Raw genomic sequence first — 12,503 nt, 5'->3', positions numbered from 1 at the left:
TGAGCCTGTCGGGCACCGCGAGTTTCCGCAACGCGCACGCGCTGCGCGAAGCCGTTCCGCTGATACCGCCTGAACAGCTGTTGGTGGAGACCGATGCGCCATTCTTGACACCCCATCCCTATCGGGGGACGGCGAATGAACCGTATTGCCTTCCTTATACTGTTCGGGCGATCGCCGAGCTGGTGGATCGCCACCCGGAAGAGCTGGCCGAGATAACGACGAGTAATGCTCAACGGGTGTACGGATTGGTCACAGTGTGAGGTAAACGACCAGGCGATTTGGTTTAAATTCGCCGCGTCGGAGTTGCCCAACCTTGACCGGTTCGTTACCGTCTTGTGATCGAACGGTTGGGCCTACGGGCCCTTAATTTGTGACTTGCTGCCGAATGAGTGGGTTGTTGAGGGTTGGGTAACGCGCGTTGAGTGTATTGACAAAACTTCATCAGAATCCTTCGCCGATGTTGCGGCTCGTGGTCGGAGGGCTGCTGGTAGTCCTGGCATTCGCGGGCGGATACGCGGTATCGGTGTGCAAGACGGTCACGCTGACCGTCGACGGGGTGGCCATCAAGGTCACCACCATGAAGTCCCGGGTCATCGACGTCGTCGAAGAGAACGGTTTCGCCATCGACGAGCGTGACGACCTGTACCCCGCCGGTGATGTCACGGTGCACGACGCCAGCAAGATCGTGCTGCGGCGCAGCCGCCCCCTGCAGATCTCGCTGGACGGCCATGACACCAAGCAGGTGTGGACCACCGCTTCCACCGTCGACGAGGCGCTGGCCCAGCTGGCGATGACCGACACCGCCCCGGCCGCGGCCAACCGCGGCAGCCGCGTTCCGCTGGCCGGGATGGCGCTGCCCGTCGTCAGTGCCAAGACCGTCCGCATCAACGACGCGGGTGCGATCCGCACGGTGCACCTGGCGGCACCGAACGTCGCCGGCCTGCTGAGCGCCGCCGGCGCGCCGCTGCTCGACAGCGACCAGGTGGTGCCGGCCGCGTCGGCGCCCATCGTCGACGGCATGGAAGTTCAGGTGACGCGTAACCGGATCCAGCAGGTGACCGAGCGGATCCCGCTGCCCCCCAACGCCCGTCGCATCGAAGATCCGGGCCTGAACATGAGCCGCCAGGTCGTCGAGGATCCAGGCAGCCCGGGCACGCAGGACGTCACCTTCTCGGTGGCCACGGTCAACGGCGTCGAGACCGGCCGGCTGCCGATCGCCAACACGGTGATCACGCCCGCCCGCGACTCGGTGGTCCGCATCGGCACCAAGCCCGGCACCGAGGTGCCTCCGGTCAGCGACGGCTCCATCTGGGACGCGATCGCGGGTTGCGAAGCCGGCGGAAACTGGGCTATCAACACCGGAAACGGGTACTACGGCGGTGTGCAGTTCGACCAGGGCACGTGGGAGCGAAACGGCGGGTTGCGGTTCGCCGCCCGCGCCGACCTCGCCACCCGCGAGGAGCAGATCACCGTCGCCGAGGTGACCCGTGAGCGCCAGGGTTGGGGTGCGTGGCCAGTGTGCAGCGGAAGAGCTGGTGCGCGCTGACCATCCGGCTACTCGGGCGCACCGAGATCAGGCGGCTGGCCAAAGAACTCGAATTTCGGCCACGGAAATCGCTGGGCCAGAATTTCGTCCACGACGCCAACACGGTGCGCCGGATAGTCTCGACCTCCGGGGTCAGCCGGGCTGATCACGTCCTGGAAGTCGGGCCGGGTCTGGGGTCGCTGACCCTGGCCCTGCTCGACCGTGGCGCCGCCGTGACCGCCGTCGAGATCGACCCGGTGCTGGCCGAACGGCTGCCCCAGACCGTCGCCGAGCATTCCAACAGCGAGAGCCAGCGTCTGACGGTGGTCAACCGCGACGTCCTGACCCTCCGCCGCGACGAGGTGGCCACTGGGCCGACCGCCGTGGTCGCGAACCTGCCGTACAACGTCGCCGTCCCGGCGCTGTTGCACCTGCTCGCCGAGTTCCCGTCCATTCGCACCATGACGGTGATGGTGCAGGCCGAGGTCGCCGAGCGGCTGGCCGCCGAGCCCGGCGGCAAGGAGTACGGCGTGCCCAGCGTCAAGGTGCGCTTTTTTGGCCAGGTTCGTCGTTGCGGCATGGTGTCGCCGACGGTCTTCTGGCCGATCCCGCGGGTCTACTCCGGGCTGGTACGCATCGACCGATACGCGACCTCGCCATGGCCCACCGACGAGGGCTTCCGGCGCCAGGTCTTCGCACTGATCGACATCGCGTTCGGGCAGCGCCGCAAGACGTGCCGCAACGCGTTCGTGGACTGGGCCGGCTCGGGCAACGAATCGGCGGATCGGTTGCTGGCGGCCAGCATCGACCCGGCGCGCCGCGGCGAGACGCTGTCGATCGACGACTTCGTGCGGTTGCTGCAGCGCTCCGCGGATCGATCCCACGCCACGCCCGAGGCGACTCCCCGCATCGCCGAACAGGGCGCCTCGGCCGGCTGACGGTAAGCCGCCGAAGGCGCCGTTGCGTTGGTTGGCTCCGAGCAGCGATAGTCTGCTGCGGTGGCTGAGAATGTCTGACGGCAATACCGCCGCGCAGTGGGTGCCCACCGGGTCGGTCACCGTTCGGGTGCCCGGAAAAGTCAACCTCTACTTGGCGGTCGGTGACCGCCGCGAGGACGGCTACCACGAGCTGAACACGATTTTTCAGGCCGTGTCGCTGCTCGACGAGGTGACGGTCCGCAACGCCGACGTGCTGTCGCTCGACATCGTCGGCGAGGGCGCCGAGAAGCTGCCCACCGACGAACGCAACCTCGCCTGGCAGGCCGCCGAGCTGATGGCCGAACACGTCGGCCGGGCGCCGGACGTGTCGATCATGATCGACAAATCCATTCCGGTGGCCGGCGGCATGGCCGGGGGCAGCGCCGACGCGGCGGCCGTGCTGGTCGCGATGAACTCGTTGTGGGAACTCAACGTGCCCCGCCGCGACCTGCGCATGCTGGCCGCGCGGTTAGGCAGCGATGTGCCGTTCGCGCTGCACGGCGGCACCGCGTTGGGCACCGGTCGCGGCGAGGAGTTGGCGACGGTGTTGTCCCGCAACACCTTTCATTGGGTACTGGCGTTCGCCGACGGAGAGCTGCTGACGCCGGCGGTGTTCACCGAATTGGACCGGCTCCGCGAGGCGGGCGATCCGCCGCGGCTGCCCGCGCCCGGGCCGGTGCTGGCCGCCCTGGCCGCCGGCGATGCCGAGCGGTTGGCCCCGCTGCTGGGCAATGAGATGCAGGCGGCGGCCGTGAGCCTGAACCCGGGGCTGCGCCGGACGTTGCGCGCGGGGGTGGCGGCCGGGGCGCTGGCGGGCATCGTGTCCGGGTCGGGCCCGACGTGCGCCTTCCTGTGCGCGTCGGCGGCCGCGGCGGTCGACGTCGGCACCGAGGTGTCCGGGGCGGGCGTGTGCCGCACGGTGCGGGTGGCCAGCGGGCCGGTGGCCGGCGCGCGGGTGGTTCCCGCACCCACCGAAGTGTGAATCTTTTCCCATTTTGCGCATTGGTTTGGCGCGTCCCTAAGAGGAGTTTAAGATGATCCGCGGTGACGGGATCCGTTGAGCAAGATCACTTAATTGCATCGTCCGCCGGGCGCTCCGGCGGACGATTAATTCATGGGCCCCGCCGAGTTTTCCCGGGCCCGTTTCGCGCTCATCGGGCCGGCGACCGCCGCCTCGTCATGGCGGGTGTGGACGCATCACCGATCCGAGACCTAACCGCCGCCCAACCGTGTTTACGTGCTTGCGGCGAAGTGTTGGCCACCGGGCGGAACATGAGATTCCGGGCGTTGGGACGAGGGCTGGAACCGAGGAGGACTCTGTGAGCAGGTTTACCGAGAAGATGTACCGCAATGCCCGGTCCGCGACGACGGGCATGGTCACCGGTGAACCCCACGAACCGGTCCGCCACACCTGGGGCGAGGTCCACGAGCGCGCGCGCCGCATCGCCGGCGGCCTGGCCGCCGCCGGCATCGGGCCGGGCGACGCGGTCGGCGTGCTCGCCGGTTATCCGGTGGAGATCGCGCCGACGGCGCAGGGCCTGTGGATGCGCGGGGCCAGCCTGACCATGCTGCACCAGCCCACGCCGCGCACGGACTTGGCCGTGTGGGCCGAGGACACCATGAACGTCATCGGCATGATCGAGGCGAAGGCCGTCGTCGTCTCGGAGCCCTTCCTGGTGGCCATTCCGGTGCTGCAGGAGAAGGGAATCCAGGTCGTCACCGTCGCTGACCTGCTCGCCGCGGAGCCGATCGACCCCGTCGAGGTCGGCGAGGACGCGCTCGCGCTGATGCAGCTGACGTCGGGGTCCACCGGATCCCCCAAGGCGGTGCAGATCACCCACCGCAACATCTACTCCAACGCCGAGGCGATGTTCATCGGCGCCCAGTACGACGTCACCAAGGACGTCATGGTCAGCTGGCTGCCCTGCTTCCACGACATGGGCATGGTCGGCTTCCTGACCATCCCCATGTACTTCGGCGCCGAGCTGGTCAAGGTCACCCCGATGGACTTCCTGCGCGACACGCTGCTGTGGGCCAAGCTCATCGACAAGTACAAGGGCACCATGACCGCGGCGCCCAACTTCGCCTACGCGCTGCTGGCCAAGCGGTTGCGCCGCAACGCCAAGCCCGGCGACTTCGACCTGTCCACACTGCGGTTCGCGCTGTCCGGCGCCGAGCCCGTCGAACCCGCCGACGTCGAGGACCTGCTGGATGCCGGCGCGCCGTTCGGCCTGCGGCCCTCGGCGATCCTGCCCGCCTACGGCATGGCCGAAACCACGCTGGCCGTGTCGTTTTCGGAGTGCAACGCCGGTCTGGTCGTCGACGAGGTCGACGCCGACCTGCTGGCCGCGCTGCGCCGCGCCGTCCCGGCCACCAAGGGCAACACCCGCCGGCTGGCCACGCTCGGGCCGCTGTTGCAAGACCTCGAGGCGCGCATCATCGACGAGAACGGCGACGTGATGCCCGCCCGCGGCGTGGGCGTCATCGAGCTGCGCGGCGAGTCGCTGACGCCCGGCTACCTAACCATGGGCGGTTTCATCTCGGCCCAGGACGAGAACGGCTGGTATGACACCGGTGATTTGGGCTACCTGACCGAGGAGGGCCACGTCGTGGTCTGCGGCCGCGTCAAGGACGTCATCATCATGGCGGGCCGCAACATCTATCCCACCGACATCGAGCGCGCCGCCTGCCGCGTCGAGGGCGTGCGGCCCGGCTGCGCCGTTGCGGTGCGGCTGGACGCCGGCCACTCCCGCGAGACGTTCGCCGTGGCGGTGGAGTCCAACGCCTTCCAGGACCAGGCCGAGGTGCGCCGCATCGAGCACCAGGTCGCCCGGGAGGTGGTGGCCGAGGTCGACGTGCGGCCGCGCAACGTGGTGGTGCTCGGGCCGGGCACCATTCCGAAGACGCCGTCGGGCAAGCTGCGCCGGTCGACGTCCGTCAGCCTGGTCACCTAGCCCGGCGAGCAGACACAAAAGCACGCAAAGCTGCGGCGTGTCGGGTGCTTTCGCGTCTGCTCGCGGTGGCCGGGCTACCAGGCGTGAACCTGGTTCTGCGCGGGCTCTAGCCCCACGTCGATCAGCAACTTGGTGGCATCGGCGGCCTGCTCGCAGATGGTGGGAACCTCGGCGCGCTCGGCGGCGCTGAAGGCTTCCAACACGAACGCCGCCGGGTCCTTGCGTCCCGGCGGGCGACCGATACCGATGCGGACCCGTTGAAAGTCCTTGCTGCCCAAGGCGTTAGCGACCGAGCGCAGACCGTTGTGGCCGCCTTCGCCGCCGCCGATCTTGAGCCGAATGCGCCCAAAGTCCAAGTCGAGGTCGTCGTGGATGACGATGAGGTCGCCCGGTGTCACCGAGTAGAACTTCGCCAACGGGCCGACCTGACGGCCGGATTCGTTCATGTAGCAGCGCGGCTTGGCCACCACCACCGAGCGCCCGGCGAGCCGGCCGCTGACGATCTCGGCGCCGGACCGCTTGTGCGCCTTGAACTTCGAACCCATCCGGGCCGCGAGCAGGTCGGCGACCATGAACCCGACGTTGTGCCGGGTCCGGGCGTAGTTGTCTCCGGGATTGCCCAGGCCGACCACCAGCAACGGCTCGGCCACGTTGTGATCCGCCTACTCGGACTCGGCTTCGGCGGCCTCGTCGTCGCCAGCCTCGGCCTCTGCTTCGCCCTCGGCGGCCGCGGCTTCCTCGGTGACCTCGCCCGCGCCCTCGGCTTCGAGCTCCTCTGCCGTCGGCGCGGTGACCACGTTGACCACCAGGGTCTCGGGGTCGGAGATCAGGTTGACGCCGCTGGGCAGGGTGATCTGTCCGGCCGTGAACTGGGTGCCGGGCTCGGCGCCCTCGACCGACACCGTCAGCTGCTCGGGAATCGACAGGGCCTCGGCCTCGATCTCGATGGCGCTGGCCTCCTGGGTCACCAGCGTGCCGGGCACGGCCTCGCCCTCCACCACAACGGTGACCTCGACGACGACCTTCTCGCCGCGACGCACGACCAGCAGGTCGGCGTGCTGAATGGTGCGGCGGATGGGGTGGATGTCGAGCGACTTGGTCAAGGCCAGCTGCTCGGAGCCCTCGATGTCGAGGGTCAGCACGGCGTTGGTGCCGGCGTGGCGCAGCACCGCGGCGAAGTCGTGGCCGGGGAGCTCCAGGTGCTGCGGGTCGGTGCCGTGGCCGTAGAGGACGGCCGGGATCTTGCCGTCGCGGCGGGCTCGCCGGGACGCACCCTTGCCGGTCTCGCCGCGAACGGCGACCTTCAACTGGTTGAGTGCTTGCTTGGCCATCGTGTCGCTCCTGTGTGCTCGCCTGTGTGTCGGGGCACGGCCGGGGTCGCGACGATTCGTCGGTCTCCGTCGATAACGGTGCTGGTCAGCCAGCCACCCTCGCCGTGACGCCCGGCCAGGTTAGCGCATCCGCACCTCAGAGGGGAAATTTGGTCTTGGTGAGCTGCTCGGACAGCGACCACAGCGCCGCGGCGGTGGCGGTGTCCCGGGCGCGGCGGCTGCGCGCAACCGGTTGGGTGCGCCCCATCTGGCCGAAGCGGGGACCCACGAAGGTGTCCCCGGGCAGATCCTGGGACGCCGCGTACAGCGTTTGGCGGGCGCCGAAGTCGGCGTTGGTGGCGACCACCCGGGTGACGGCCGACATCAGCGTGTCACCGAGTTTGCGCCCGGAGGCGCCCTGCAGGTTGGTGTGCGAGTAGCCGGGGTGGGCGGCGATCGCGCGCAGTGGGGAGCCGGCGGCGGTCAGGCGGCGCTGCAGCTCGCTGGTGAACAGCAGGTTGGCGAGCTTGGACTGGCTGTAGGCCAGCCACGGCGAGTACCGCCGGTGCTGCCAATTCAGGTCGTCGAGGTTGATGCTTCCCGGCCAGTGCGCCATCGACGACACCGTGACCACCCGATCCGTGAGCTTGGGCAGCAGCAGGTTGGTCAGCGCGAAATGGCCGAGGTGATTGGTGCCGATCTGGGTCTCGAAGCCGTCGACCGTCAGCGCGAAGGGGGCGGCCATGATGCCGGCGTTGTTGATCAGCACGTCGGCCTGGCTCACCCCGTCGGCGAACCGGTGCACCGACGACAGTTCCTGCAGGTCGAGCTCACGCACCTCGACCTGGCCGGCCATCTGTCGGGCGGCGGTCTCGCCCTTGCGGATGTTGCGCACGGCCATGATGATCGTGGCCCCTCGTCGCGCCAGCTCGCGGGCGGTCACGAAGCCCAGCCCGCTGTTGGCGCCGGTGATGATGACGGTCCGTTCGGCGAACGACGGGAGATCTGCGGCGGTCCAGCCAGTCATGACTGAACAGTAGCGACATCGAACTCCAGCGGCAGGGTCATGGGCCCGGTGATTCCGCTGATGGCCTTCCATGGGGCCGGGCCGGTGCGGCGGGGGTTGGGCATGCGGCGGGTGATCACCCGCAGCGCCTCGGTCAGTTCCAGGCGCGCGAGGTGCGCGCCGAGGCAGTAGTGCACACCGCCGCCGAAGGTGAGCATCGCCGGAGGGTCCTCGCGGGTGATGTCGACGCGCTCGGGCCGGTCGTACACGCTCGCGTCGCGGTTGGCCGCGGCGGTGTTGGCCAGCACCAGAGTGCCGGCCGGAATGCAGACTCCGGCCAGCTCGACGTCTTCGGCCGTCTGCCGAATGGTGCCGAAAATGATTGGGGAGTAACGCATCAGCTCATGGACCGCGTTGGCGGCAAGCTCGGGGCGCCGGGCCAGCAACTCCCACTGGTCGGGGTGAGCGGCCAGCGTCTGCACCGCGGCGGCCAGCTGGTTGCGCGTGGTGTCGGTACCGGCGCCGAGCAGCGTCGCGCACAGCATGAGTAGCTCGTCGTGGGTCAGCCGGTCACCGTCGTCTTCGGTGCGGATGAGCTCGGAGATCAGGTCGTCGGACAGCGATGCGCGTCGCCGGGCGATCAGCTCCTCGAGATAGGCGTCGAGCTGATCCCACGCAGCCAGGATCGCCGGGCCGTCCTCGGCGACGTTCCAGTCGAAGATCTTCTTGATGTCATCGGTCCAGTCGCTGAACAAGTGCCAGTCCTCGGGCGGTGCGCCCAGCAGCGCGCAGATGACCGGCGTGGGGTAGCGGCGGGCGATGTCGGAGACGACGTCGCAGTGGCCCGCGGCCGTGAGCGGCTCGACCAGGCCGGTGATGATCTCGCGGACCAGGGTGCGCAGCCGCTCGGCGCCCCGGGGTGCGAACGCCTTCGACACCAGCCGGCGCAGCCGGTGATGCGCCTCGCCGTCGAGCCCGAGGATATTGCTGATCGCCCGGTCCCACAGCGGGCCGGAGGTGACGCCCTGCAGGTCGAGCCCGAGGCCGCGCGCGGTGACGAATCTGCTGTCGCGCAACACGGTTCGAACCAGTTCGTAGCTGAGCACTTCCGGCCCGTGCGGGCCGATGGCGATCGGCGACAGCTCGCGGGCGGCGTCGATGATGCGGTGCGCGTCGTCGGGGTCGGTGAGGTGGTCGTAGGCGATGACGGGCAGGCCGGCGTCGAAAACGTTCGGGCGGGTGGTCGTTTGGGCGATTGTCATCGGGGTCTCCTCGGTCGGGTTGAGTCGACTATCCGGCCCGGCGCGGCGAAGACCATCCGCCGCGGCGCGCATATCTGCGCGCCCGGGGGTCGTAGATCCGGATGCCCGCCCGTGGTGGATCTGCGCGCATTGGCCGATGTTTTGCCCCGTCGAGGGCGCAATCCTGGCTAACATGAGCCAACACGCGGAGATAACGCCGCTAACCTGGGACGATTTGGGCGTGGTCGAGTTGCTGCCGACCGGAACGGTGACATTGCTGCTGGCCGATGTCGAGGGCTCGACGCGGCTGTGGGAAACGCAACCCACACAAATGACCGACGCGCTGGCTCAGCTGAACAAAATCGTGAACGAGTCGGTCGCGGCGCATGACGGGGTGCGCCCGCTCGAACAGGGTGAGGGCGATAGCTTTGTGGCCGCCTTTGCCCGGGCATCGGATGCGGTGGCGTGTGCGCTGGAGTTGCAGCGCGCCCCGTTGGCGCCCATCCGGGTACGCATCGGCATACACACCGGCGAAATCCAATTGCGCGACGACGCCAACTACGCGGGCCCGACGATCAATCGCACCGCGCGGTTGCGCGATCTCGCGCACGGAGGGCAGACCGTGTTGTCGGGCGCGACCGAATCGATGGTGGTGGACCGGCTGCCCGACGGCGTGTGGCTCGCCGACCTGGGTAGCTACCCGTTGCGCGATGTACCGCGTCCGGAGCGTGTTGTCCAAGTGTGCCACCCGGATCTGCGCAATGACTTCCCGCCGCTTCGGGTGCGCACTGTGGTTGCGTCGCACAACCTTCCGGCACAGCTAACCAATTTTATCGGGCGCCAAGAGCAAATGAGGGAGTTGGAGCAACTGGTTGGCGGCAACCGGCTGGTCACCTTGACCGGCGCGGGCGGCGCGGGCAAGACCAGGCTTTCCGTGGAAGTCGCCGCTGCACTTAACGGCGAATTTTCCGATGGGATCTGGTACGTCGACCTGGCCCCCATCACCAATTCTGCTGTGGCGCCATTGACAGTCGCCCGCACCTTAGGGCTGCCCGATCAGCCTGGCCGCTCCACGATGGACCTGCTCTTACGGTTCTTCGGCGACAAACGGATGTTGCTGGTGCTGGACAACTGTGAGCATCTGCTCGACGCATGCGTAGCGATGGTCGTCGAGTTACTTGCGGCATGCCCACATCTGGCGATTCTGACGACCAGCCGGGAACCGCTCGGAGTGGCCGGCGAACTGACGTGGCGGGTCCCTTCACTGTCTCTCAACGACGAAGCGATCGAGCTGTTCACCGACCGTGCCCGTCGGGCGCGCCCCGGGTTCGTTGTGGACAAGGACAACACCGCGCAGGTGACCGAAATCTGCGCCCGCTTGGATGGCATGCCACTGGCGATCGAGCTTGCCGCGGCACGGGTTCGCGCGCTGTCGCCTGACCAGATCTTGGACAGCCTGCATGACCGGTTTCGTCTGCTGACCGGAGGTGCACGCACCGCGGTGCGCCGCCAGCAGACGCTGCGAGCGTCGGTGGATTGGTCGCATGCGCTGCTCACCGAGCCTGAGAAGGTGCTGTTTCGAAGGCTGGCGGTGTTCGCCGGTGGCTTCGACCTCGATGCCGCCCAATCCGTCGGCGCCGACGGCGAGGTGGAGCGGTATCAATTGCTGGACCAGCTAAGCCTTTTGGTGGACAAATCTTTGGTAGTCGCCGACGACACCGGCACCGGCATGCGATACCGCTTGCTGGAAACCGTACGCCAGTACGCGCAAGAAAAACTCGGCGAGTCCGGCGAGGCCGACCAGGTGCGCACCCGCCACCGTGACTACTACACCACCAGGGCTATCGCATTCGGGACTCAGGGGCTGGCCGGTGTCGATCCGCTATTACGTTGGGCGCAACGGGAAATCGAGAATCTACGAACCGCTTACGGTTGGAGCCGAGAGAACTCGGACATCGAAACAGCGATGCGGCTGATCCTTTCGCTGCAACCACTGTGGTTGCGGGCCGGCCGCGTCGGTGAAGCACTGGCGGGTTTGGACGCTGTCTTGACTGACGAAGGGCCCTTGCCTATCACACCTGCCGTGCGGGCAGGTGCGGTGATCGAGCGGCAGTTCCTCGCTGCTTGGTTGGGCCTTCCAACGGAATTGAGTGCTGCACAGGACGCATTGGGCGTCGCTCGTCAGCTCAACGACCCGGCATTGATCACCCGCGCCCTCATCACATGCGGGATGAGCGCCGTCTACACGCCCGATGTGGTCCAGCGCTACTTCGCCGAAGCAACCGAACTGGTCCGCGCGGCTGGAGACCGGTGGACTCTATGCCAAATCTTGAGCCACCAGGCGACGGTTGGCGCCATGTCCGGTGAACCGACCGCAGCACGTGCGGCCGCCGAGGAAGGACGCGACCTCGCCGATGCGCTCGGCGATCGGTTCTACTCACGGAACTGCCGAACCTGGCTCGTCGTAGCGCTGATGATGCAGGGAAACCTTGCCGAAGCGGCCGAAATCGCACGTTGCTTGGCTATAGAGGCCGCGGAGGCCGGGGATGTGTTGATGAATGCTTATGGATGCCTGGTGCATGGCGTGGTACTGGCCCGCCAAGGGCACGGGCCGGCCGCACACGCAGCGGGGCAATCCGCGGGGGTAGCCGCAGAGGTGCTGGGTGGAGTTTCCGAAGACTCGGTGTACGCGGTCCTGGCTGACGCCGCGTTGGCCTCCGGTGATGGGTCTTCGGCAATGCGGTTCTGCGAGATGGCATGGGAGCACAGCAATCCGCTGCGGGAAGTGTTCACCAGATCCACCGCCCCGCTCGCCCAGGCGGCCTTAGCAAGCGGTGATGTGCCCACAGCGCGCCGCTGGGCCGACGAGAACATCGCACTGACACCGGGCTGGCAACGAGTGCCGGCGCTGGTAGTACGCGCCTACATTGCGATGGCCCAAGGTGACCCGGGGCAGGCCGAGCGTGACGCTCACGAGGCTCTCACGATCGCCGACGGCACCCTCGGATATTTGCATGTTGACGACGCCTTGGAATGTCTTGCCCGCTTGGCCGCCGCCAACGGCAGTCACCAGCACGCGGCGCGTCTGTTGGGCGCAGCGGAGACCATACGGCAGCGGATGGACCACCCTCGCTTCCCGATGTATGAGACAGGGTACGCGTCCACCGTGGCGAAGATCCGGGAAGCACTGGAACAGACAGACTTTGACGCCGCCTGGGCCGAGGGGGCCGCTTTATCCACCGAGGAAGCGATCGCCTACGCCCAACGTGGCCGCGGCGAGCGGAGGCGCCCGGCCACCGGCTGGGACTCCCTGACTCCGATGGAAACCGATGTGGTGCGCCTGGTGCAGGAAGGCTTGGGCAACAAGGAGATCGGGGCCCGGCTGTTCATCTCACCGCGCACCGTGCAGACCCACCTGACGCACGTCTACGCCAAGCTCGGCCTGACGTCCCGGGTCCAGCTCGTTCAAGAAGCCGGTCGCCGCGCTTGA

10 protein-coding genes are annotated in these 12,503 nt (G+C 67.8%); 6 read left to right on the top strand and 4 right to left on the bottom strand.

Annotated features, from left to right (window positions below; genetic code table 11):
* From A5659_RS26725 to A5659_RS04290, 5 genes are all read left to right on the top strand, one after another.
* On the top strand, positions 1 to 260 hold a 260-nt coding region (locus A5659_RS26725), incomplete at its 5' end, for a TatD family hydrolase (protein ID WP_197497915.1).
* A gap of 158 nt (positions 261 to 418) precedes the next feature.
* Positions 419 to 1,546, top strand: a complete 1,128-nt coding sequence (locus A5659_RS04305) for a resuscitation-promoting factor (RefSeq protein WP_197497914.1) — start codon at positions 419 to 421, stop codon at positions 1,544 to 1,546.
* Positions 1,510 to 2,463: a 16S rRNA (adenine(1518)-N(6)/adenine(1519)-N(6))-dimethyltransferase RsmA gene (gene rsmA / locus A5659_RS04300; RefSeq protein ID WP_067179453.1), complete on the top strand. Its 954-nt coding sequence runs from the start codon at positions 1,510 to 1,512 to the stop codon at positions 2,461 to 2,463. The genes A5659_RS04305 and rsmA overlap by 37 nt, the downstream gene beginning before the upstream one ends.
* Before the next feature lie 64 nt (positions 2,464 to 2,527).
* On the top strand, positions 2,528 to 3,484 hold the full coding sequence (locus A5659_RS04295; protein ID WP_197497916.1) for a 4-(cytidine 5'-diphospho)-2-C-methyl-D-erythritol kinase: 957 nt from the start codon (positions 2,528 to 2,530) through the stop codon (positions 3,482 to 3,484).
* Positions 3,485 to 3,821: 337 nt separating this feature from the next.
* On the top strand, positions 3,822 to 5,456 hold the full coding sequence (locus tag A5659_RS04290; protein ID WP_066871806.1) for a fatty acyl-AMP ligase: 1,635 nt from the start codon (positions 3,822 to 3,824) through the stop codon (positions 5,454 to 5,456).
* A 74-nt stretch (positions 5,457 to 5,530) separates the two neighbouring features.
* Here the strand turns inward: A5659_RS04290 and pth are convergent, their stop codons facing one another.
* From pth to A5659_RS04270, 4 genes are all read right to left on the bottom strand, one after another.
* Positions 5,531 to 6,106, bottom strand: coding sequence for an aminoacyl-tRNA hydrolase (gene pth, locus A5659_RS04285; RefSeq protein WP_067179449.1), 576 nt, complete (start codon positions 6,104 to 6,106; stop codon positions 5,531 to 5,533).
* A gap of 12 nt (positions 6,107 to 6,118) precedes the next feature.
* Entirely contained in the window at positions 6,119 to 6,787 is a 669-nt protein-coding gene (locus tag A5659_RS04280; RefSeq protein ID WP_066880357.1) for a 50S ribosomal protein L25/general stress protein Ctc, read from the bottom strand.
* A 136-nt stretch (positions 6,788 to 6,923) separates the two neighbouring features.
* Positions 6,924 to 7,793 carry an oxidoreductase gene (locus tag A5659_RS04275; protein ID WP_066871798.1) on the bottom strand — a complete coding sequence of 290 codons (870 nt, stop codon included), beginning with the start codon at positions 7,791 to 7,793 and terminating at the stop codon, positions 6,924 to 6,926.
* Positions 7,790 to 9,034, bottom strand: a complete 1,245-nt coding sequence (locus tag A5659_RS04270; protein ID WP_066871793.1) for a cytochrome P450 — start codon at positions 9,032 to 9,034, stop codon at positions 7,790 to 7,792. Before A5659_RS04270 ends, A5659_RS04275 begins: the two co-directional genes overlap by 4 nt.
* Positions 9,035 to 9,206: 172 nt before the next feature.
* Between A5659_RS04270 and A5659_RS04265 the strand changes: the two genes are divergently transcribed.
* On the top strand, positions 9,207 to 12,503 hold the full coding sequence (locus A5659_RS04265; RefSeq protein ID WP_067179447.1) for a LuxR C-terminal-related transcriptional regulator: 3,297 nt from the start codon (positions 9,207 to 9,209) through the stop codon (positions 12,501 to 12,503).

It is taken from the genome of Mycobacterium sp. 1165196.3, from assembly GCF_001673415.1.
Classification (GTDB): Bacteria; Actinomycetota; Actinomycetes; order Mycobacteriales; family Mycobacteriaceae; genus Mycobacterium; species Mycobacterium europaeum_A.
This window is presented reverse-complemented; position numbering and strand designations above follow the sequence as displayed.

Bases quoted from the DNA above. Each gene is read 5' to 3' on its own strand.
- A5659_RS04280 (WP_066880357.1), bottom strand. From the start codon at position 6,787: ATGGCCAAGCAAGCACTCAACCAGTTGAAGGTCGCCGTTCGCGGCGAG.
- A5659_RS04275 (WP_066871798.1), bottom strand. From the start codon at position 7,793: ATGACTGGCTGGACCGCCGCAGATCTCCCGTCGTTCGCCGAACGGACC.
- A5659_RS04270 (WP_066871793.1), bottom strand. From the start codon at position 9,034: ATGACAATCGCCCAAACGACCACCCGCCCGAACGTTTTCGACGCCGGC.
- A5659_RS04265 (WP_067179447.1), top strand. From the start codon at position 9,207: ATGAGCCAACACGCGGAGATAACGCCGCTAACCTGGGACGATTTGGGC.